Origin of the sequence: Hafnia sp. CBA7124 (assembly GCF_002355555.1) — a bacterium.
GTDB classification, from domain to species: Bacteria; Pseudomonadota; Gammaproteobacteria; order Enterobacterales; family Enterobacteriaceae; genus Hafnia; species Hafnia alvei.
In genome coordinates this window covers 1,710,747-1,733,913 of sequence record NZ_AP017469.1, presented here as the reverse complement: position 1 = coordinate 1,733,913, position 23,167 = coordinate 1,710,747, and the positions used below count along the sequence as shown (strand labels likewise).

The following is a 23,167-nucleotide window of genomic DNA, read 5'->3' as shown; positions in this document are numbered from 1 at the left end:
CCATTGCCTTATTAGGCACGCTACCGCCCATAGCCGTTTTCCATACTTGGAAGCCAAGGCCCATAAGGTCATCAAATTAAATTGTTTTAAATCCGTTCGTTGTTGTGCTCAGCGTCCGAACAAGGCCGTTTTGGCGCTGAGCAGAAAAACGAAAAGGCAGACGATTTCTCGCCTGCCTGAGGTATTACGCTGAAGCGCGCTCATTCCAAGAGTCAGAATGAATGATGTTGCCGTCTTTGAAGGTCCAAGTGATCTTCTCGTAACGGAACTCAATCTCTTCCAGATGGTTGTGTTTTTCTTTCGATGGGTCTTTGATATCCCACATTTTTGGCGCGACTTTCACGACTTTGACGTTTTCGAGCTTGGTGTTGAAGTATTCCACTTCTTGACCCGCGTCATCGATCTTGTACCATTTGATTTCGGCAGACTTCAGGGTCTGGCCAGAAGTCACGGCTTTGTAGAGATAAGGGCTAGATGCGTCCACTTCTTTGGTGAATACCAAAGGAGTATGGATACGAGTACCGGTCAGTTTGCCGGTGTTGTTGTCGGTAGGGATGTACAGAGAGTGTTCCAGCGCGACCATTTCGATGCTGCCTTCACGTTTTTGTACGTCTACTGAACCTTTAATGTCTGCGCCGCCGTCGTCTTTCAGCCACAGATATGCTGGAATTGCCATGTAAAACTCCTTGTTACTGGGGAGGTACTTATCGGCACTTGGGGTACTGATAAGTACGCTGTTGTAAGCCGCCACGCTGGCGGCTGGTTAAAAATCTGATGCCTTGGCGGGCAGCTTGCAGGCTCCCGCCTCTGGCACCAGACGAATATCTACCCGTCGATTGGCCGCTCGGCCAACGTCGGTTTCATTGCTGGCGATGGGCTGGCTTGCGCCATATCCCTGCACCGCGAAACAGGTCATCGGAATATCCCCCATGCTGCGCATCCAATCGCGTACCGCTTCGGCGCGTGCTTGGGAGAGCGTGACATTGCGCTGCGGATTGCCGGTGGAATCGGTATGCCCGGCGATTACAATCAGCCAGCCCGGCTGCGCTTTGATGTCGACTAGCGCACTCACCAACACCTTGGTGGAGCCGGCTTTTAGCTTCGCGCTGTTGGTATCAAACAGCGACAGGCTGTCTAAGCGCACCGCTTTGGGGATCACCACCTTGGCTTTTTCCTGTACCTTTTCCGGCGGCGGTGGCAGATAGGTCGCAATCGTGGCCAATAACGGCTGGCGCAAACGCTCCCCCGGATACAGCCCTAACCCCATGCGCAGCGGAACACCCTGTCGATAGTTGTTATCCAACAGCACTTCATCTTGGATCAGCACGTCAACCGCGTGTTTTTTCGCCACGTAGTCGGTCATGCGAATCGCGTTGTAGCGCTGGATATCGTCACTTACCTGCCGCAAAAGCTGGCGGTTATGCCACGCGGAGCTGCCTAGCGCCGCAACCGCTGCCAGCGTAAATAGCCCAATGCCCCATGCCTGCGTCCGGCGCAGTGGCGTAAACCCCGACTGCTGAGGCAACAGGCGGAGTAAGCGATCGGGAAAAGCCAGCACAGCGCTCGTTTCAGCGTTTACTGTTTCGCTATTCGCCCCATCGCCAAGCGTGGTTTTACTTGCCAACCACTGCTGCCACAGCGAGTGATTACCCGCCGATGCAGGCAGCGCCGCAACCGGCGATAGTGCAATCGCCACCGGTCGACAGGCCGGAGCCGAATGCTCCTGACGCTGACAGTGCGGCAACACAAATTCAGCCATCCATTCACGCCAGCTTTTGACCGTGACCGCACACTGGAAACGTTCAGCGCGCAGCGTGTCACCTTCATCGCTACGATTCGCCGCAAGCCAGTCAGCCAGCGCGCGCGGGGCCGAACGGCCAATGCCAATGCTGCTTTCCGCCTGCCCTGCCAGCCACTCAAACCACAGTTCATCGGGCTGATGCGTGTTGGCGATCGCCAAATAGCTGGTGAACAGCACCGGCGTGTCTCGGCCACACAACTTGCTGACGCGTGATACCTGATAACAGAACTCACGCATTTGCCCAGCGAGCACGGCGGCATCGCTTTGCTGCTGTGGGTTAATCACCCGCAAGATGCTGATTTGCTCACTCCAACCGGCGCGCTGCGCCAGCATAGAATCAACAAAATCCACCAAGCGAAGCTCTGGCGGTAAGCGCAGATAACAGCCCTGCGGGGTTTCTCTTACGTTGGCTGGACCAAACAGCGCATCAACACCGTCGCCGCACACCACCACCACCGGATGACGGAAATGCTCAGGCGGTAAATCAGCGGTGGCCTCCATCACATGGGCATTCACACGCCCTGCGCGCCGCCAACCGATAGCCACCACCAGCAAAACCACCACGATGGCGATAATTTGCCCCAACAGCGTCAGCGGCAGCCAAACTAGACACAGTAACAGCGCGAGCAATCCGCCCCATGCCCATAGGGCGCGCTTGTAGGTGGTACTCATGTCATCGTCCCTTTATGGCTTGGCGGGTAGCAGCGTGGTAACCAGCGTTGTGAGATAGCTGTGAAAGCCCCACCAAACACCGGCCAGAATCACTACCGCAGCGACAACATGAACCCAACGCGAATGCAGCCAGCGATAACGTCGCGAAGCCGCGGCGTTTATCAGCAGCGGTGCGCTTTGATCAACGTCCAACGGCGCTACGCGCTGGCTAAGTTCAGCCACCAGCTGTTGGCGCTCCGGCGTATCGTTTTCGCCATAGACGCCGCGAAACCCCAGCATCAGCACACGATGAAAACAGGTCAGCACGACCATATTTGGCGCGGGCTCACGCAGCACTTCGCGCATGCGTTGATAAAGCAGCTCACCGGCCTGTAGGGTTTGAAAGAAGTGGGCCTGCAACGGCATCGCGTGCCAGGCAGAGTAGCCATCGTCTTGGGGACGCCCTAACACCGTTTCATCCAGCAAAGCACACTGGGCGTAACGAATATGATCGATAGCACTCTGATGCATGCCCGCTTCTTTCAAAGTCTGTTCGGTACGTTCGATATTTTTCGTGCAGTGCTGCCAAAGGGTTTGGCCATGCTCGACCGGAACCCCTTGACGCAGTTGGACCACCAGCAGCCACGTGTCTTGCAGCAGATCGTCGATATCAATCACACTCTTTTTACTCATGCTCTCAGCACCGCATACAGTTCAAGTTGCACATCCGATAAGGTTCCCGGAACGTAAAACGCACACACGCCAGAGGCCAACATCGCCGTCGCCGTTGGATGTTTGAGATCCAAAGCGAAATACTGATTTTCCAGACGTAGCGGAATGGCGGCAGGGACATGGCTGAGTGGAATCAGCGGAACGCCGTTGAGGGCAACGTTGATCAGATTATTGACGTCATCCGGCGCGCCCACTTTGCACAGCAGTGGGAACTGGGTTTGCAGCAGATGAGCCGGTAACGCAGAGCGCACCGAAAGATAGAAATCCGCCTCTTCGCGCAGGCGAGCGTCGTTTAATGCGGCCTGCCACTGGTTTGGACGAACCTTTTCCAGTTCGAGGGCGATCACGCGTGACGGCAAACTGGCTTCTAACAATGTGCTAATCAGGCTGAACAACGGCGGAAATACCGAGCTTAAACGCGCGTGGTCATAAGCTGGAATGGCATCCATATCGTGCTCTAACGAAAAAGTGAGCAACGCACCGGCCAGCTTCACTAATTCGCGATAAACCAGCTCGGGATGCAACGCGGGATGGGTGAGGAAATCATTCAGCACCGGTTGATAGCTGTTCAGCGCATTCAGCAGCCAAAACAGCGACACATCGGCAACGGCAAAATCGGCCATCCGCTGGTTGCTTTCACGACGCATCCCCATCAGGCGCGTGCGTTTGGCATGCAACTGGGTCAATAAACGATCCAAATAGCTGACCAGCGCGGCGTGCGCACCGAACTGAAGCAACGGCGGAACGAACTGCGGATCGACGCCCCAAACACCCTGCACGTCGCGCACTAAGCGCACGGCGGGACACGTTAGGTAATCACCGTTTTCATCACCGTCTAGACGCAGCGTAAGCGCATAACGCGCCACCGCCATGGACTCGGTATCGTTACCAAAAATGTCCTGCACTGATGCCCAATCCTGACGATAGCGAATGGGACGATCGGCTTTGGCATCCGTCGGTAGGCAGTTACCGCCATTGGCATGTTCCAACGGCAGCGCCAGCAACAGCGTGGCGCTTTGCGCATCAGCAGGTAACACCTGCGCTAAATCCAGCGCAGGTGGCAACAGATCTGCCCGCTCACTGTCGAGCAACGTACCGTCCTGAAAGCGGACGCTAATGCGATCCGCTTTCAGTTTGCCCAGCCGTAATGCGTCCTTGTCAAACTCAGCAGCTAAGATCCCCCAAGGGTGAACCAGCGCCAGATGAGCAATACACTCATTGGTGTAAGCCTCCCAGCGCGCCTGCTGTTGGAACTGCTGCGGAGACAACAATGTCCCAGCAGCCCATAACGGACGGTCAATTTTCATCTTTGCGCTCGGTTCCGATTAGGCTTTGGCTTTCGGCATCTGCGAAACCAGAGACAGGTTCACATCCATTCCTTCAACTTGGAAATGCGGAACCGCAAACAGCTTCACGCGGAAGAAACCAGGGTTATCTTCGATGTCTTCAACGGTCACTTTGGCATCGCGCAGCGGATGTGACGCCTGTAAGTCATCAGCCGGATCGGTCATTTCTGTGACCAGCCCACGGATCCAGTTATTTAGCTCCAGCTCCAGCAAACGGCGGTCTTTGGTGGTGCCGATATTTTCGCGCTGGATCAGTTTCAGATAATGCGCAATACGCGATAACAAGAAGATGTACGGCAGACGGGCGTTGATGCGGCTGTTCGCCGTGGCGTCGTGGGTTTCATACAGCGCCGGTTTCTGGGTGGAGTTCGCCGAGAAGAAGCACGCGTAGTCGCGGTTTTTGTAGTACGACAGCGGGATGAAGCCCAAGTTAGCGAATTCAAACTCGCGGGTTTCAGGGATCATCACTTCAGACGGGATTTTCACCTGGTTACCGGTGCCCAAATCGTAGAGATGGATCGGCAGATCGGTAACGGCACCACCAGCCTGTGGGCCACGAATTTGCACACACCAACCGTTGTTGATGAAGCTTTTCACCATGTTGGCGGCGAACGCAAACGAGGCGTTGGTCCACAGGTATTTCTCGTGATCTGGCCCCTTCACCTCTTCCACGTAGTTAAAACTACGCACTGGGATGGTGTCTGGACCATATGGCAAGCGGCCTAATACGCGCGGCATGGTTAAACCGATGTAGCGTGCATCGTCGCTCTCACGGAAAGATTTCCACTTCAGGTACTCTGCACGGTCAAAGTAGTTGCCGATATCTTTGATAGCAGCCACTTCTTCCATAGTGTCTTTGCCAAAGAACGCTGGCCCAACAGAACCAATGAACGGCATATGCGCGGCAGCAGCCACTTTGGAGATATTACGCAGCAAAGCAATATCCTGCGGGCCACGGCCAAACTCATAGTTGGAAATAGTGGCTGCAATTGGCTCACCGCCTGGGGTGTCGTATTCTTGAATGTAGGTATGGGAATACAGGCCGCTTTGGGCAATTTCTGGCGCGTCTTCAAAATCCTGAGCCAGATGATCTTTGCTCACGTCCAGCAGCTCAATGCGGACGTTTTGGCGGAAATCAGTTTGGTCAATCAGTGACTTAACGCCGCGCCACGTGGATTCCACGCGCTGGAAATCAGGATGGTGCATCACGGCATCTAACTGGCTGCTAATCTGAGCATCCAATGCGGCAATGTGGCCATCTAGCAAGGTTTTATCCAGTTTTTCGACTTTTTGCGCCGACTGCTTCAGCAGATCCAAAAACACGCTCACGGCGGCGGTAACACGCTCGTCGGCGGAGGTTTCTGCCAGTCCTTCGTTATTTTGGAAGATTTCAATGCCGGTCAGCGATGAAACTGGGCTGAGATTAATTTTTTCAAACAGCGATGCATAAACGCCCTGCATGATAGGCGCTTCATTTTCAAGCACAGCGGTAGCATTACCCTGCGCATTTTTTTCCTGTACAGACATCAGCATTTCCTTCTCTTATCCAACCCGGTGATTAACAGTCTTGTGGCGCTAATGCCGCCAATTCCGCGCGCAGTTCATCGCTCAAAGCGTCGTCTTTGAGAATATTTTCGAGTTCACGGCGGAACGTTGCGTTGTCGAGCAGGTTTGATTTGAGATCGCGTAGTAGGTTACGCATGGCGAGCAGAGCACGTAGCTGAGGGATCTGGCGAGCTACCTGTTCAGGTTCGAAATCTTTCATATCGTTGAAAGTCAGAGATACCGCAGTATCCGTACCATCACCGGCCAAGGTATCTGGCACTGCCATTTTTATACTTGGCTGGAATTCACCCAATACGCTATTGAAGTTATTTTTATTAATATCGATTTTGCTGCGTTCGGAAAGTGGACGTTGTTCTTTACCGTTGCTGTAGTCGCCCATTACCAGTAATTTCAGCGGCAGTTCAACTTTCTTCTGTGCTCCACCGGTATGTAAATCCAATTTGATATTGACGCGAGCCTTGGGTACTTCATTTTGGAAACTTGATGAAGCCATTTACTGTCCCTTACAACTGAAAATTAAGGATAACTGCCAGTCGTGACAAACATTCCCTGCCTTAAATTAAGTCACCGTGAACAGGTGGATTAATTGCGAATAAACGGCGTAGTCAAAACGTTCATCGATTGGCGATATTTAGCATTTCTAGTACATATTTAATTAATAAGGAAAGGTGAGTAAGCAAAATACTCGTGACTGAGTTTAAGAAGTTTTTACTTCTATTAAGAAACGTTTAACTGTTACAGGATGTAACGAAAAGATCGTTTTGTGACATAGATCATCTAATTGAAATGTAAGATATTTCTTACGATAAAAACCAATACCCCTTGTACTGCAAGGGTTTAAGGCACCTCAGTGCGGGCTTAATCCTAGTCATTTATTAGAATTCAAAAATAAGATATTTCCTCTATGGAATGAGCAAATAAATGACTATCGGACAACACTAGGAACTTTGCTATTAAAATATAAAAACTCAATGAATCGCATCAACTCAATAGCACAAAAGACGTTAATAACCTTGCATTAACCCGATAAAGATAACCAATATGTCCATATAAACCGGATGATTTATCGCCACGAGTTGAATTCAAATAAATAATCATCATCCATTTACGATACGTTTAAAAATAGGAGTTTTCTTGCGTTCATCACAGATAATCCAAGATGTTTTTCTCACGCGATGATTCTCAACTTATGGCTGACGTATATATTAATTACATGAATTTCCGATAAGTCATTTATATAACCTTTCACTATATTCAGGTCTATGCGGTGGTTTTATCATTGGGTTTGGCACATTTAGCTTTAAAGTAAATAAAATGCATCAAGTCGCGGGATAAAATACAGATCAAAAAATAGGCAAAATAAGCGTTGAGGCATAAAAATAGCCCCGCGGTAGGCGAGGCTGATATCTCAGGTGGTTGTAATTTGTACGGGTGCGTTATACGGGGGCGCGGTGGCGACTGTCTAAACGCTCTGACGCAGGGGAGAAGTGGCGTCGTTGGTACGATTTGGCTGTTTTAGCATACCAATTAGAAGATCAATCTCAGTTTTGTTCTTGAGTCCCAGTTTCTTCTTGAGATAAGAGCGTCTGTTTAAAATATTTTTGTAGTCGTTACCCTTGCGCTTCGCCTGCGAGCACGCAGCATCCCAGTCCATCAATAACGCCGCAAATTTATTGGAGATATGCTTTTGCAGGCCAAGATAAATTTGCGAGGACAGCGTATTCACCAAATACCCTTGCGAGGTGCTCTGAATAGTGTCAGAGAGCGCTTGCAGGTCACCGATGCACGCGATGTTGAGTTCAGGGAAATCTAGCGGGTAGCGGCGTGCCATTTGAGTGTTTTTATTGTCAACGATCAGAACGATACGGCTGCGATAGCTCTCTTCGGCCAGACGTTGCAATAAATACTGGATATCAGCGGCGCACGTTAACACCGTATCAACCACCAGTAGCTTAGGCCGAATGATCAGCACCGCTACGGCAGTTTGTATGGGGTTTTGAAACTTGAAGTTGGGGCTGGTTCGAGGTGTTGCTGAACGGCATCCTGTGATGCTCGCAATAGCCAACTGCATGATGTGCGAGCGACTGAATAAGAATATGTCATCCATGATGTCCCCCAAGCAGGGTGCTTCAGCGAAGCATTCACTCAACACCGCATTTACAAGATAGAATATTCACTCATTCTATCAATGGGTATTTCGATAATCAATTTCGATCAAATCTGATCTATTGATCGTCAACACCAATCACAGCCAATCAAAAACGCTCAATTGATCGTCATAATCTATCTTTACTTTCAATCATAAAAACTCATATCATTGATTTTTAATTAGAAAATCAATAACCTTATAAATTGCATGCATATATCGCTTAACATTAACAACACTAACCGTTAGGGATTTATTTTTTTCATCCAGAAAAAACGAAATTTAATACTATTTAGAAAGTTCTTAGAGATGGACAAAACTATAAACAAAGCCTAAGCCAAGCCGTCTTAAAGTGTGATAGGAAACCAATGACTTGCTTTATTGCCGTGTCATACATTGACTATAGTCACTGTTTAGGCAAAACGGGGAAAATTTCATCATTTGTTTTTTGGCGAGAAAAAGGCCACACAGCACGGCATGGCCTTTGTTACGTAGCAAGCAAGCTTTATTACGTTTCGATGCGTATTACCAATCAATGCCTGCCTGTGCCTGAATGCCGTTATCAAAGGCGTGTTTAACCGGCCGTAGTTCACTCACCGTATCTGCCAACGCGATAATATCTCGGTGACAGGCTCTTCCCGTGATCACCACATTTTGCTGAGCAGGTCGATTTTCGAGCGCGGTTAATACCTCATCGAGCGCCAAATAGCCATAGGTCAGCATATAGGTCAGTTCATCTAAGATAACTAGCCCATAGGAAGGGTCTGCCAGCATACGCTTGCCCTGTTCCCACGCCGTCATCGCAGCCCGCGTATCCGACAGCTTATCTTGAGTATCCCAGGTAAAACCGGTGGCCATGATATGAAACTCAGCCCCAGCGCGTTCGAGTAGATTGCGCTCGCCGCTTTCCCACTCCCCTTTGATAAACTGCACCACACCGACTTTCATCCCGTGACCGATTGCCCGTGCCGCCGTACCAAAAGCCGCAGAGGTTTTACCTTTGCCATTGCCGGTAAATACAATCACGATCCCGCAGCGTTTCGTGGCTGCCGCAACGCGCTGTTCAACACGCTCTTTGAGCTGCTGTTGGCGCTGTTGGTAGCGTTCTTCACTCATGACGATGCTCCTATGGCTATTTTTGACAGCCTGCGCATGCCTTCATCTGAATTTGGTCGAAAAATGAATGGCCTTTATCATCGACTAAAATAAACGCAGGGAAGTTTTTGACATTCATTTTCCATACTGCCTCCATGCCCAGCTCGGGATATTCAAGACACTCCAAGCTTTCAATATATTCCTGGGCCAAAATCGCCGCCGAACCGCCGATACTGCCCAGATAAAAGCCCCCATGCTGTGCGCAAGCGTCAGTTACCTGCTGGCTACGGTTGCCTTTGGCGAGCATCACTAAACTTCCGCCGTGGGATTGAAACAGCTCAACATAGCTATCCATGCGCCCACCGGTGGTTGGCCCCATCGAGCCTGAAACATATTCGTCTGGTTTTTTGGCGGGCCCGGCATAATACACGGGATGATCTTTCATATATTGTGGTAGCGGCTCGCCCTGCTCTAGGCGTTCTTTAAGCTTGGCATGGACAATGTCACGCGCCACAATCAACGGCCCGTTGAGCGACACACGCGTCGAAACCGGATAGCGCGAAAGTTCTTGCAAGATCTCCACCATCGGGCGGTTAAGATCAATATCGACGACCTGCCCTTCTTGATGCTGGCGCATCGCCTGTGGAATGTAGCGTTCAGGATGGCGTTCTAACTTCTCCAGCCAGATCCCCTGCTTGTTGATTTTGGCTTTGATATTGCGATCTGACGAGCATGAAATAGCCATGCCAATCGGACACGATCCACCATGGCGCGGCAGACGAATAACCCGCACATCGTGCGCAAAATATTTGCCGCCAAACTGCGCTCCTAAGCCAAACTCGCGAGAAGCCTCGAGTAAGCTCTGTTCTAAATGCGTATCGCGAAATGCCTGACCGTACTCATTGCCGCTCACCGGCAGCGCATCGAAATATTTGGTTGAGGCCAACTTAGCGGTTTTTAAGGTTTGTTCCGCCGATAAGCCTCCAACCACGAAGGCAATGTGATACGGCGGGCAGGCTGCCGTGCCTAAACTTTTCATTTTTTCGATCAGAAACGCTTTAAGTTTTTCCGGCTCAAGAATCGCTTTGGTTTCCTGATAAAGCGCGGCTTTGTTGGCTGAGCCGCCGCCTTTATTCACGAACAAAAATGAATACTGCGCGCCGGTGGTAGCAAAAATATCAATTTGTCCGGGCAGGTTGGTCGCAGTATTCACTTCGTTGTACATATCTAACGCCGCATTTTGTGAATAGCGCAAATTGTCTTGGCGGAAGGTATTAAAAATGCCGCGTGATAGCGCTTCTACGTCGTCAGTATCAGTCCAAACATACTGGCCCTTCTTGGCCACAATCGTGGATGTGCCCGTGTCTTGGCAGTTGGGCAAGATGCCCTTCGCTGAGATTTCAGAATTGCGCAGGAGCTGTAAAGCCACATATTTGTCGTTTTCACTGGCCTGTGGATCGTGCAAAATGGCTGCTACCTGCTGCTGATGCGCAGGACGCAAGAAAAATGACGCATCATGAAACGCCTGTTGAGAAACCAGCGTTAACGCCTCAGGCTCTATTTTAAGCACTTCCTTGCCAGCAATAGTAAAAGTAGAAACGTATTTATCGGTAAGGAGGTAATACTCGGTTTTATCTTCAGATAGAGGAAATATCTCTTGGTAAAAAAAATCATTTTTATGCATTATTTTTACTCAATAAATTGAAAAAATAGTAGCAAGAGGATCTTGCTAGCCATGAGGCGTAACAAAAAGATAGATTATTTAAAAATTGAAAATATAAAAACAATTCCAATTATTATTTTATTAACTTAAAAATCAATTGTTCAATTTTCAACATATGATGCTTAACTGTGAATACCTGTTCTTTTTAATTCCTCGTCATTCGATTTTTCATGCACCCAATGGCTAAACTTCTGCAAACTACGCAACCCTCGCTTTCCTTCTTTATAGGTTAAAATAAAGTGGTTACCGGTGCTCATAGGTAAATCACACGGGATCACCATATCGCCATTTTCAAGATCTTTATGAATTGCAAAGCGCGGCAGCAGCGCAACGCCCAAATTGGAACGCACGGCGGAAATCAGCATAGAGAGCAGATCAAAGCGTGGCCCCATGCGCACCTGCGGGCTGCTCACGCCGGATAACGCAAACCAATCGTGCCATGAATCTAGCCGTGTAGTCTGATGTAACAACGTGAATTCATCCAGTAACTGGTCCGCGCGCATCACCTCTTTATCGTCGCGCCACAGCATTCTGCTACACACCGGAACTAACTCTTCTTCAAATAAATGTTCATTCTCCGCCCAAGGGCTACAGAAGTCTTCGCGCATAATCACGGCGTCATAGCGCAGATTTAAAAAATCAGCGGGTGTGGTTAGCGCAATTAAATTAAGCACTATCTCAGGATTATTTTCATGAAAGTCACTCAGGTTAGGAATAAGCCAATGTGTGCTAAACGTTGGCGTGACCGCTAATTCCAAAATCTGTTGCGTAGATTGATAGGACATAATACTTTGCGTATCGCGCTCCATCTGCTCTAGCGTATCTCTGACGAGATCGAGATAATAACGACCGGCGTCGTTAAGAAAAATTCGCTTGCGCACGTGATGGAATAAAGACACGTTGAGAAATTCTTCTAATGCGGTTATTTGACGAAATACCGCACTCTGCGTTAACGCTAATTTCTCTGCCGCACGCGTGTAGCTTTCATATTGAGCCACGGCTTCAAACGTCACTAATAGATCGGTCTTAGGAATTTTACAGCGCATGTTGATACACCCATTAATTCATAATTAAAAAATCAGTTACGTAACGGCGACGGCGGTAAACTAAAACCACTGCTCGTTTGCTGCCCCATATCGCAATACATGGCGCAGGCCGCGCTAATCACCGACATCGCCATCGCGGCGCCGCTGCCTTCACCCAAGCGCAGATCCAGATATAAATACGGAACAAGGTCGAGATGCGAAAGCGCTACCCCCGCCCCTTTTTCAGCCGAAAAATGAGAGGGAATGCAGTAATCTCGCACCTGTGGCGCCAGACGGTACGCGGCAAGCGCCGACGCATAGGAGAGAAAGCCATCCAGCACGACTGGCACGCCGGCGGCTGCGGCACCGAGGATCACGCCGGTCATACCAACAAGATCAAAACCACCGACTTTGGCCAGCACGTCAACGGCATCATTTGCATTCGGTTGATTAACCTCGATGGCACGCCGCACAACGCTTTCTTTATGTGCCACTCGCGCCAAAGGAAGGTTCGCGCCGATACCGACTACGTCATGAGGATCGGTGTCGGTCAGCACGCTGATCATGGCCGACGCTGGCGTAGTATTCGCAATACCCAACTCGCCAACGCCAAAAATGGAAATCCCCTGCTCCACGCGCTCTTGCACTAGATTGGCGCTGGAAATCAACAGTTGTTGTGCCTGCTGATAGCTCATCGCTGGCCCACGAGCGATGTTTCCACAGCCGCGCGCCAGCTTCAGCGAACGTAGGTCGGCGATAGGGTTTGCATCAATTCCAATATCAACGGGCAGCACGCGCGTATTACTGTTTTTGGCCAGCGCGCATACTCCGGTGAGTCCTTTTTGCATGTTTCGAGCCTGGATCGCCGTGACGTTTTTAGGCGTGACGGCAACCCCTTCATCAAACACGCCGTGATCGGCACACATCACGATAATTTCTTTGTTCAGATTGGCTAAATCCGCAATCCCCGACATGCCAGACAGCTGAATCGCAAGCTGTTCCAAGCGCCCGAGGCTTCCCGGTGGTTTGGCTAACGCATCCACATATCTCGCAGCCTGCGCCATTTTTTCCCGATCTAAGGGGCGGATCCTTTGAATAATAGAGTCTAATGTGTTCATGCTTTTTCTCATTAAGGTGGTGCTATACCCAAAGTAGCGCTAAAAGGAAAATCAGCTCGCCCATCTCTTCTGCCGCGCCCAGCGTGTCTCCGGTTTGCCCGCCGAGGTGATGCCGGAAGTAACCCGCCAGCGCGTAAATAGCGACGAATGTGATAGCCAACGCCGCCAGCGCCTGACGACCGCCCAGTATTCCCACCAGCAAACAGCCGATGACTAACGTGGTTGCTGCCTGCAAACGTGATATTTTGCCGATATAGATGTTGCCCATTCCGTCGCCTTGGCGGGCATAGCGCTGCCCATACATCACCAGCACCATCGCGGTTCTCCCCGCCACGCAGGCACAGCTCAAAAAGCCGAATAATACCCACGGGGATAGCTGGGAAAGCGATACCACCGCCAGCGTTTTGGTTGTCACACAGAAAATCAGCGCTAAACCACCGTAGGTGCCAAGGCGGCTGTCCCGCAAAATTTCCAGCATTCGCTCGCGCTGGCGGGCAGAGAAAATGCCATCGCAGGTATCGGCTAATCCATCCAAATGAAAACCGCCGGTCAGCAACGTCAGCGCAAATACGTAGCCCAACGCGCCAATAAAAATGCCCCCGCCTGACTGGCTAATAGCCAGCGAAACCCCAGCGGCCAGCATCCCCACCATCAGCCCCACGATGGGAAATGCAGGAACGCCGCGCCCGTATTGCTGAAAATCGGCCCCCTCGGCCCAGCGGCTTGGCACCGGCAAGCGGGTAATAAATTGCACCGTGGCCCAGAACATCGTCAGCGTCATTGGATATTGCTCCCGCGAGCCCGCCTCAATGTTGTGGTTCCTGATGCTGGCGCATCAAAGCGTAGATACGATCGATATCCAAATGCACGCGCATGTTGGATGCCAGCGCGTCAAACTGCGTCTCTTTGTGGCGCGTGTAATCGAAGTTTTCACCGTCTAGCGGTGCTAGGCCTTTTTTCTGCCGCAGCTGATTGAGCAATGATCGGGTGAACAGATTTTGGTCAAACAGGCCATGCAAATAGCTGCCCGCTACGCTGCCATCATGGTTTAGCGCCCCGTCGAGCCACGTTTCCGCCTGACCATTCTTAACCTGCATATGGGCAAACGGGCGGGCATTTTCACCCAGCGTTGAAACTCCCATATGGATCTCATAACCCGTCAGAGGTTGATCGCAGCACTGAGCCAGCAGGCCGTTGAGGTGAGAGCCAGAAACGCCAGCCACCTGCGCGGTTTTTTTACTCGGTTCAAAACAGGTATCCACATCCAGCAAGCCTAATCCGCACATATGGCTTAGGCCGGATTCCATTTCATCGAAAATCTGATTACCCAGCATTTGATAACCACCGCAGATCCCCATGACTGCGGTACCTGAACCGTGGGCTTTTTTAATCGCGCGATCCAGCCTGCGCGATCTTAACCAGCTCAGATCGCCGAGCGTATTTTTACTGCCCGGCAAAATAATCAGATCCGCGCCCATGATTTCCTGTGGATCGACGGCGTAGCGCAGACGTACATCCGGCTGCACCGAGAGCGGATTAAAATCGGTGAAGTTGGCGATATGCGGAAACTGAATCACCACCACGTCCAGATCGGCTTCTTTGGCGGAGGAGTATTTTCCAACCTGCAGCGCAACGCCGTCTTCATCCTCCAGATCCAGCGATAGCCAAGGCAAAACGCCGAGAACGGGAACCTGAGTCAGCGTTTCAATTTGCTTGAGTCCAGGGCGCAACAGCGCGATATCACCGCGAAATTTATTGATGATTACGCCAATGACACGCGCCCTTTCCTCAGGTTTGAGCAACGCTAAGGTGCCATAGATAGAAGCAAATACCCCGCCGCGGTCGATATCAGCCACCAGCAATACCGGTGCACCAGCGGCCTCGGCCATGCCCATATTCACGATATCTCGATCGCGCAGATTAATTTCTGCCGGGCTGCCTGCACCTTCCAGCACCATGATGTCCGATTCGCTCGCCAGCTGTTGATAGACGGTTTTAATCTGCTGCTGTAGCTGGGGTTTATAATGGTGATATTCCACGGCATCCATATGGCAGGCCACTTTTCCCATCACAATAACCTGCGCTTTGCGATCGCTCGTTGGCTTAAGCAGCACCGGATTCATACGCACATCGGGCGCAACTCCCGCCGCCTGTGCCTGAAAAATCTGTGCTCGCCCCATTTCATCGCCCTGCGCGGTGATCCCTGAGTTCAACGCCATATTCTGTGATTTGAAAGGCTTACAGCGATAACCATCCTGCATAAAAATACGGCAAAATCCGGCGACTAAAACACTTTTTCCTACGTCGGAGGCGGTGCCTTGAACCATCAGCGAAAGGCTCATTTCTCTTTTCCTCCCAGTGCCGCAGTGCCGCGATCATTTCCTGATCGTTTTTGCATGACTTACCTCGTGAGGTTTATGCGTGCTAAATTTATAAATTCTATGTCCGTCGGTTAATATCGACTGACTTTACTATTATTTTACGGAAGAGCATTTGTTGCATTTTCTATACAAATAAAGAAGAAAAAATCTATAAATTTAAAAATAAATTACACACGCTCGTAAAAATTACAGCGCTATTTATTGAAAAACAGTTATTGAGTGACAGAATTTATTTACATTTTCGCAACTAGCAAGCTCGATAATTAAAATACACACTTTCATATCGGTAAACATAGCAATTCGTTTTTTTTGTGACCTGCTTCTTATTAATAAATAAAGTTCATTATTCAACACAAAAAATCAAATTTATAAAACAAAAACATAGCCAAGGACATTGCAGATCTCAAAAGTAAATATGTAAAGCGTTTACTTTGCACATAAAAAGCTAAAAATTAAATAAACCATAAATAAAAAAACCACAAACTTCAACAACATATAAACAAAACATAAGAACGTCAAATAATATAAAGAGATCATTCCGTAAAATGATTAAATATTGGGAGCGGCGTCAAACATATATTTTTTCGAGTCATTAATAATAGCACCGCATCAGAAACCCCAATGAGAATTTATATAATAAAATTTATTTTACACTTACATAAATAGCGCTCACTTTTTTCAGCCATAATTTTCAGCCATAAAGGTTTGTCTAATGAGGAAAGGAAAAGTTTTACTAGTTGGAGCCGGGCCAGGAGATGCATCACTCATTACGGTTAAAGGTTTAATCGCTATTCGTGAGGCTCAAGTTATTGTCCACGATCGTTTGGTTAATCTTGATCTGATTGCGCAAGCCTCACCGAATTGCCAAATTATTAACGTTGGTAAAAAACCGAATAATCACCCAGTTCCTCAAGAGAACATCAACCAAATCCTCATTGATCATGCCTTAATGGGAAAAAACGTCGTTCGCCTAAAAGGGGGTGACCCCTATGTATTTGGGCGCGGCGGCGAGGAAGCAGAAAGTCTGGCGCTGTGCGGTATTCCTTTCGAGATTATTCCGGGGATTAGTTCCGCTATTGGTGGGCTGGCCTGTGCAGGCATTCCTGTCACCCATCGTGATTACGCCTCCAGTTTTCACGTGGTAACAGGACATATGTGCCAAGGCAACGAACCGCAAAATTGGCAGGTGCTGGCACAGCTGGAAGGCACTCTGATTGTCCTCATGGGTATGACACGACAAGAGGAAATTTGCCAGTTGTTGATCGAGGCCGGTAAATCACCCGATACGCCTGCGGCGGCCGTTATGTATGCCAGCCAGCAAAAACAGCAGATAGCAAAAGGCACCTTAACCACGCTCAAGGATGAAATTCAGCGTAAAAAGCTGCACGCGCCTGCGCTTCTGGTTATTGGCCACGTTGTTAATCTCAGCGAAATACTGTCATTTGCTTCCAGCCAGATTGATATCAGCCAAGAAGTGTTGCTGCAGGCGATATAGCCGATGAAAAGCAGCGAAACTAGCAAAAAATCTGTTTAGCCCAGTGGGCAGACGGTTAACCATCGGTATCAATCAAGGTGTGATTTATGGCTGAAGCATCCTGTCCAGCTTCTTGTGGTGAACTGCTACAAGGATGGATGAATGGAGGGGAAAAGCTCATCTCCTGCCCTATCAACTGGTATAGCACCGTTTACGTCAATGAAGGGGAACCGAGCCCACAAGAGCGTCCACGAATGCGGCAAATGCTTCAGCAGGTGTTGTCCTATTTTGGTGAATCCCCAAGGCTTGCCGAAAGTATGCGCATTGAGTTTGATTCAACTATTCCGGTCGCCAAAGGCTTAGCCAGTAGTACCGCCGATATTGCCGCCACGGCAGTGGCTACCGCGCGATTGCTTAACCGTTCGCTAAGCGCCGAACATCTGGCCATACTTTGCGTCGCCATCGAACCCACGGACAGCACCATCTTTAAAAACCTTACGCTTTTTGACCATCAGACGGCGCAAACCCAGCAGCATTTTCCGTGGCTGCCTACGCTGGATATTGTGCTGTTAGAAAGTCCGCAGCGCATCATCACCGAAGAGTTTCACCGTAGAGATCGCCAGTCGCTGCTACTTAATCAGGCCCAGAATTTAGAAAATGCCCTAATTCAATTTCACCTTGCAAACCATCGCCGCTGTTATTATCGACTGGGAGAAGCAACTACGCTTAGCGCGATTGCCAGTGAGGCTTTGTTGCCTAAACCCGAATTTAACCAGCTGCGCGATCTGGTCGAACATTGGGGGATTTATGGTTTGAATGTGGCCCACAGCGGAAGCGTCGTTGGCTTACTCTGCGATCGACGTAAACATGATATCGACAAAATAGTCAGCGCCTTGCAGGAGCGAAAAATAACTCACAGCTATCCGAGAATTCATGTTGTTAAAACCGTTGTCGGTGGCGTGCATTAGTGACGAATTCTAAATAGTTAATTAACGTATCTCATATACTTTTAAGATAAAACACCCTGTTTAGAGGGTATTTAAATTTTCGTTATATTTCGTTCTATATGGCACACAATAATTGCATTTAATCGCCAGCGTGAGTTTTATTTTTATGTTGGCAGCATTGCTTCTTTTTTTTAAAAAATAAAAATAACGAATAAATATGACTAAGGTCACAAATCAATAAACACTAAGTAGATCACAAATTAGAGATTAATTTATTCAACTTGTAGAAAGCTTTTATTTTTACCAAAATCAAACTACGTTCAACAATATGTTTTTTAACGATTTTTAAATTAACAATCATTTGTAAATAATAAAACATCTATTTTTCAAGAACTCCTTACGAGATATCAATTGTGTTTGATTAGCGTAAAAAGCACATTGATATGAACAAATATTCAGCGATGTTTTTTGAATTTTTATCGTCGCGCTATTGCCAACACTTTATATGCAGCATGTCACAAAAATAACTTCTGGCCAGTTTTAACCATGATTTTGATCATGAAATTAACTTTCCAGTCATCAAGCTAAATATGGACCGTTATCTAAATAGAGGGCTTATTAACATGCAAAATCCAACAATTGTTATTGGCGTCATCGGTGCTGATTGCCATGCTGTTGGTAACAAAGTATTAGATCGCGTATTCACCATGCACGATTTTAACGTTATTAATCTCGGCGTGATGGTTAGCCAGGATGAGTATATTGACGCGGCTATTGAAACCGGCGCACAGGCTATCGTCGTTTCCTCTATTTATGGGCACGGTGAAGTGGACTGTATTGGCATGCGGGAAAACTGCATCGAGCGCGGTATCGGCGATATCTTGCTCTACGTGGGCGGTAATCTGGTTATCGGTAAACATGACTTTTGTGATATCGAGACCAAATTTAAAGGCATGGGGTTTAATCGCGTCTTTGCACCGGATACGGATCTGGAGCTGGTTTGCTCGCTGATGAGAAAAGACATTGAACCCGTTATGCAAAACGAACGCGTGGCAGAGGGCGTGCAATGATCAACGTCTCTATCGATATCGGCTCCACATGGACAAAAGGAGCAGTGTTCGAGGTGGGAGATAATGACCATATTGAAGTCAAAAACTGCGCATTATCCCCAACGACACCGCACCATCTGGCTGAAGGATTTTTTACCGTTCTGAATAGAATCCTCAACGTTGACGATGCACGTCCTCTTTTGGCATCGGGAAAAATCAAGCTTGATTACTCCTCGTCGGCCAAAGGCGGGCTGGCCGTTGCCGCCATCGGTCTGGTGCCCAGCATCACGTTAGAATCGGCGAAGGTCACGGCGCATTCTGCCGGAGCAAAGGTTTCGCAGCATTTTGCTTATAACCTGAACAAAGCAGATCTGCGTGCTTTAGAAGCTACACCACCCGATATTTTGCTGTTTACCGGAGGCACCGACGGCGGTGACTGTGCACATGGTTTAGCCAACGCCAAGCTGTTGGCCAAATCTAATCTCGACTGCGCCATTATTTATGCGGGTAATCGCGACCTGCAAGATGAGGTTCAGGATCTGCTCGGCGATAAAGATTTAACCATCGTCGATAACGTTTTGCCGAGTCTGGATAACCCAAGTCCATTGGGTGCGCGCAGCGCTATTTGCGATATTTTCCTGCATAAAATCGTTAAGGGAAAAGGCTTAGACGTCATTGTGGAGCAGACTGGCGAAGAGCCGCTGCCTACCCCCTACTCCGTTTTCGAACTCGTGGAGCAGATCCGTCGCCATGTCGTGGGATGGGAAACCTTCATGCTGATCGATATGGGCGGCGCCACGACCGATATTTATTCAGCCAACCAGAACAGTCTGGCACCGGACACCGTGATGCATGGGCTGCCTGAACCTATCGTCAAGCGCACCGTAGAGGGTGATCTGGGGATGCGAGTATCGGCCATCACGGCGGGTGAAACCGGAGCGCCGCTGATTGCGCATTATTTTTCTCATCAAGAAAGCAAAATTGCGGCCTTTCATCACTACCTAAAGCATCTGGTGGCGCATCCCGGCTATCTGCCGCGTACCGATGAAGAGCGCGTCTTTGATCAACTGCTGGCGGGGATCTGTGTGGGTTACGCCGCTGAACGCCACGCAGGCAAAAAAGTACAGGTTTGTACCTGCGCCGGAAATGTCGACCTCCAAGTGGGCCGAGATCTCAATCCGATTAAAAAAGTGATCGGCACCGGCGGCTGGCTCTCACGCGCTCATGATTTCGATATTCACCACTGGTTGAAATATCGCGATCTGGACGATGACGGCAAACAAGTGCTGCTGCCAAGTCAGTTTGAATATTACCGAGATACACAGGGTTTACTTCCGCTACTCGCCAATGTCGCTCGTCGCTTTCCTAAAGCTGCCGCCCAGACTAGCGTTCAAATTTTGAACAAGTAAAAATTGGAGTCATGATGGAACTTCGAAACAAAAAAATTACGTTAGACGATTTTATGACCGAGCGTGCCAGTGTTTTACAAACTTGGCATACCGGCAAGGATGTTGAAAAATTTGAGGACTGCGTCAAATATCAGCAAACGATCCCTGAATCAAAAAACTTCGCCAAGGCACTGTTTGAAGCCGACAACCAAGGAATCACGCTCAGCCAGCCACGTGCGGGGGTGGCGTTAATTGAAGAGCATATTGCGCTGCTTAAAACGCTGCAAAAAGACTGCGATCTGCTGCCAACCACCATTGATGCCTATACCCGTCTGAATCGTTATGAAGAAGCCGCCATCGGCATTCAGAAATCCATAGAAGCAGGAACCTCGAAGCTTAACGGCCTGCCGGTCGTCAACCACGGTGTAAAAGCCTGCCGTGGCATTACAGAGTCGCTAGACAAGCCACTTCAGATCCGTCACGGCACGCCCGACGCTCGTCTGTTAGCCGAGATCGCGATGGCCAGCGGGTTTACCAGCTACGAAGGTGGCGGTATCTCCTACAACATTCCCTATGCGAAACGCGTGACGCTCGAAAAATCCATCCGTGATTGGCAATACTGCGACCGTTTGATCGGCGTGTATGAAGAGCATGGCATTCGAATCAACCGCGAACCGTTCGGCCCATTAACCGGCACGCTGATCCCGCCGTTTGTTTCCCATGCGGTGGCCATCATTGAAGGGCTGCTCGCGCTGGAGCAAGGCGTTCGCTCTATTACCGTCGGCTACGGTCAGGTCGGCAACATCGTGCAAGACATTGCCGCCATTAAGTCGCTGCGCGATCTGTCTCATGAATATTTCCGTGCCAATGGCTATGAGAACTATGAACTGAGCACCGTTTTCCATCAGTGGATGGGCGGTTTCCCTGAAGATGAGTCCCGCGCATTCGCCGTTATCTCTTGGGGTGCAGCGGTTGCCGGAATGGCTGGCGCAACCAAGGTGATTACTAAGAGCCCGCATGAGGCCTATGGCATTCCAACCGCGGAGGCCAACGGTCAAGGGCTGCGCGCCTCTAATCAGATGCTGAATATGGTTCGCGATCAGAAATTCCCACCGTGCCTAGAAGTCGATCGCGAAGTGGAGCTTATCAAGCGTGAAGTGCGTGCCGTAATGAACAAAGTGCTGGAATTGGGTAACGGCGACATCGCAATCGGCACGGTACGCGCCTTTGAAGCCGGTGTGCTGGATGTACCGTTTGCGCCAGCGACCTGTAACTCAGGAAAAATGCTGCCGATCCGCGACAACAACGGCGCGATCCGCGTATTCGATCCAGGCTCTGTGCCGCTGCCTAAAGATGTCCTGACGCTGCACCACGATTTTGTTGCCGAACGCGCCAAGGAAGAAGGCCGTGAGCCCTCTTTCCAAATGATCATTGATGATATTAACGCTGTATCCCATAGCAAATTAATAGGAAGACCATAATGAAAATCAAACACGCACTCTTCACCGCTGGCAATTCATCCTTCTATTTTGACGATCAGCAGGCGATTAAAAATGGCGCTCAGTTAGATGGGTTTATCTATAAAGGGAAGCCGGTCACACCAGGGTTTACCTCGATCCGTCAGGCCGGTGAATGCGTTTCTATCCAATTAATTTTAGAAAACGGCGCAGTGGCCGTGGGTGACTGTGCGGCGGTTCAATACTCTGGCGCAGGCGGTCGCGATCCGCTGTTTGTGGCGGCAAATTTTGTTCCTTTCTTGGAAAAACACATTAAGCCGTTGCTTGAAGGCCGCAGCGTGGATGAGTTTTTGCTTAACGCCCGTTTCTTCGACGAAGTGACCATTGAAGGCAAACAGCTGCATACGGCGATCCGCTATGGTCTGTCACAGGCGTTGCTGGACGCAACCGCGTTAGCTACCGGCCGTTTAAAAGCCGAAGTGGTCTGTGACGAATGGCACCTGCCAGTTATCGCTGAATCTATTCCTCTGTTTGGGCAAAGCGGCGACGATCGCTATATCGCCGTCGACAAAATGATCGTGAAAGGCGTTGACGTGCTGCCACACGGCTTGATTAACAACGTCGATGAAAAGCTGGGCCGCAACGGTGAGAAGCTGCGTGAGTATGTGAGTTGGCTGGCAAAACGCATTGCCGATCTGCGCGTCGATCCTAACTATAAACCGAATCTGCATATTGACGTTTACGGCACCATCGGTCTGATTTTCGATAAAGATCCGATCCGCTGCGCGGAGTATATCGCCAGCCTGCAAGAGCAAGCGGGCGATCTGGAGCTGTACATTGAAGGTCCGGTTGACGCGGGTAATAAACCCGATCAGATCCGTCTGTTAACCGAGATCACCCACCACCTCAAAAAACTGGGTTCGAAGGTCAAAATCGTCGCTGACGAATGGTGCAATACCTATCAAGACATCATCGATTTTACCGATGCAGGCAGCTGCCATATGGTTCAGATTAAAACTCCGGATCTGGGCAGTATCCATAACATCGTTGACGCCGTTCTTTACTGTAATAAAAAAGGTATGGAAGCGTATCAGGGCGGTACCTGTAACGAAACCGACGTTAGCGCCCGCACCTGCGTGCACGTTGCCATCGCTTCACGCCCAATGCGTATGCTGATCAAGCCGGGTATGGGCTTTGATGAAGGGATGAATATCGTATTTAACGAGATGTCTCGTACTCTCGCTCAGTTGAATGCAAAGGCGAACTAA

At 49.4% G+C, this 23,167-nt stretch carries 19 protein-coding genes; 6 read left to right on the top strand and 13 right to left on the bottom strand.

All coding sequences use genetic code 11. From position 1 onward, the window contains the following. Nucleotides 1-184 precede the first annotated feature (184 nt). The 13 genes from CPY98_RS07930 to CPY98_RS07870 all read right to left on the bottom strand — a co-directional run bounded on the left by CPY98_RS07930 (nucleotide 185) and on the right by CPY98_RS07870 (nucleotide 15,545). Entirely contained in the window at nucleotides 185-676 is a 492-nt protein-coding gene (locus tag CPY98_RS07930) for an Hcp family type VI secretion system effector (protein WP_025802740.1), read from the bottom strand. 87 nt (nucleotides 677-763) lie between these two features. Beyond that, complete coding sequence (locus CPY98_RS07925) at nucleotides 764-2,473, bottom strand: OmpA family protein (protein WP_096387174.1); 1,710 nt, start codon at nucleotides 2,471-2,473, stop codon at nucleotides 764-766. Between the two features lie 12 nt (nucleotides 2,474-2,485). Then, nucleotides 2,486-3,145: a type VI secretion system protein TssL, short form gene (gene tssL / locus CPY98_RS07920; RefSeq protein ID WP_096387171.1), complete on the bottom strand. Its 660-nt coding sequence runs from the start codon at nucleotides 3,143-3,145 to the stop codon at nucleotides 2,486-2,488. Beyond that, nucleotides 3,142-4,491: a type VI secretion system baseplate subunit TssK gene (gene tssK, locus CPY98_RS07915; RefSeq protein WP_096387169.1), complete on the bottom strand. Its 1,350-nt coding sequence runs from the start codon at nucleotides 4,489-4,491 to the stop codon at nucleotides 3,142-3,144. The genes tssL and tssK overlap by 4 nt, the downstream gene beginning before the upstream one ends. A gap of 18 nt (nucleotides 4,492-4,509) precedes the next feature. Continuing rightward, nucleotides 4,510-6,063: a type VI secretion system contractile sheath large subunit gene (tssC, locus tag CPY98_RS07910; RefSeq protein WP_038502127.1), complete on the bottom strand. Its 1,554-nt coding sequence runs from the start codon at nucleotides 6,061-6,063 to the stop codon at nucleotides 4,510-4,512. A gap of 25 nt (nucleotides 6,064-6,088) precedes the next feature. Beyond that, a complete protein-coding gene (gene tssB / locus CPY98_RS07905; RefSeq protein WP_025802730.1) occupies nucleotides 6,089-6,589 on the bottom strand; it encodes a type VI secretion system contractile sheath small subunit in 501 nt (166 codons plus the stop codon). Between the two features lie 969 nt (nucleotides 6,590-7,558). Further along, nucleotides 7,559-8,203: a hypothetical protein gene (locus CPY98_RS07900; protein WP_043492645.1), complete on the bottom strand. Its 645-nt coding sequence runs from the start codon at nucleotides 8,201-8,203 to the stop codon at nucleotides 7,559-7,561. 564 nt (nucleotides 8,204-8,767) lie between these two features. After that, entirely contained in the window at nucleotides 8,768-9,358 is a 591-nt protein-coding gene (gene cobO / locus CPY98_RS07895; RefSeq protein WP_096387166.1) for a cob(I)yrinic acid a,c-diamide adenosyltransferase, read from the bottom strand. Nucleotides 9,359-9,374: 16 nt separating this feature from the next. Further along, the gene (locus CPY98_RS07890; RefSeq protein ID WP_096387163.1) at nucleotides 9,375-11,021 is read right to left on the bottom strand and encodes a fumarate hydratase; all 1,647 of its coding nucleotides are present in this window, start codon (nucleotides 11,019-11,021) and stop codon (nucleotides 9,375-9,377) included. A gap of 161 nt (nucleotides 11,022-11,182) precedes the next feature. After that, on the bottom strand, nucleotides 11,183-12,106 hold the full coding sequence (locus CPY98_RS07885) for a LysR family transcriptional regulator (protein ID WP_025802722.1): 924 nt from the start codon (nucleotides 12,104-12,106) through the stop codon (nucleotides 11,183-11,185). 32 nt (nucleotides 12,107-12,138) lie between these two features. Then, entirely contained in the window at nucleotides 12,139-13,203 is a 1,065-nt protein-coding gene (cobT, locus tag CPY98_RS07880) for a nicotinate-nucleotide--dimethylbenzimidazole phosphoribosyltransferase (RefSeq protein WP_096387160.1), read from the bottom strand. A 22-nt stretch (nucleotides 13,204-13,225) separates the two neighbouring features. Beyond that, the gene (cobS, locus tag CPY98_RS07875; protein WP_096387157.1) at nucleotides 13,226-13,984 is read right to left on the bottom strand and encodes an adenosylcobinamide-GDP ribazoletransferase; all 759 of its coding nucleotides are present in this window, start codon (nucleotides 13,982-13,984) and stop codon (nucleotides 13,226-13,228) included. Nucleotides 13,985-14,009: 25 nt separating this feature from the next. Then, nucleotides 14,010-15,545 (bottom strand): cobyric acid synthase, encoded by a 1,536-nt coding sequence (locus tag CPY98_RS07870; RefSeq protein WP_096387154.1) that lies wholly within the window; start codon nucleotides 15,543-15,545, stop codon nucleotides 14,010-14,012. Between the two features lie 751 nt (nucleotides 15,546-16,296). Here CPY98_RS07870 and cobA point away from each other — a divergent pair. From cobA to CPY98_RS07840, 6 genes are all read left to right on the top strand, one after another. Further along, a complete protein-coding gene (gene cobA, locus CPY98_RS07865; protein WP_096387152.1) occupies nucleotides 16,297-17,079 on the top strand; it encodes a uroporphyrinogen-III C-methyltransferase in 783 nt (260 codons plus the stop codon). A gap of 86 nt (nucleotides 17,080-17,165) precedes the next feature. Continuing rightward, nucleotides 17,166-18,026: a GHMP kinase gene (locus CPY98_RS07860; protein ID WP_096387149.1), complete on the top strand. Its 861-nt coding sequence runs from the start codon at nucleotides 17,166-17,168 to the stop codon at nucleotides 18,024-18,026. 602 nt (nucleotides 18,027-18,628) lie between these two features. Next, a complete protein-coding gene (glmS, locus tag CPY98_RS07855) occupies nucleotides 18,629-19,075 on the top strand; it encodes a methylaspartate mutase subunit S (protein ID WP_025802711.1) in 447 nt (148 codons plus the stop codon). Next, on the top strand, nucleotides 19,072-20,463 hold the full coding sequence (gene glmL, locus CPY98_RS07850) for a methylaspartate mutase accessory protein GlmL (RefSeq protein ID WP_096387146.1): 1,392 nt from the start codon (nucleotides 19,072-19,074) through the stop codon (nucleotides 20,461-20,463). The genes glmS and glmL overlap by 4 nt, the downstream gene beginning before the upstream one ends. A gap of 14 nt (nucleotides 20,464-20,477) precedes the next feature. After that, the gene (locus tag CPY98_RS07845; RefSeq protein ID WP_025802707.1) at nucleotides 20,478-21,923 is read left to right on the top strand and encodes a methylaspartate mutase subunit E; all 1,446 of its coding nucleotides are present in this window, start codon (nucleotides 20,478-20,480) and stop codon (nucleotides 21,921-21,923) included. Further along, nucleotides 21,923-23,167 carry a methylaspartate ammonia-lyase gene (locus CPY98_RS07840; protein WP_025802703.1) on the top strand — a complete coding sequence of 415 codons (1,245 nt, stop codon included), beginning with the start codon at nucleotides 21,923-21,925 and terminating at the stop codon, nucleotides 23,165-23,167. Before CPY98_RS07845 ends, CPY98_RS07840 begins: the two co-directional genes overlap by 1 nt.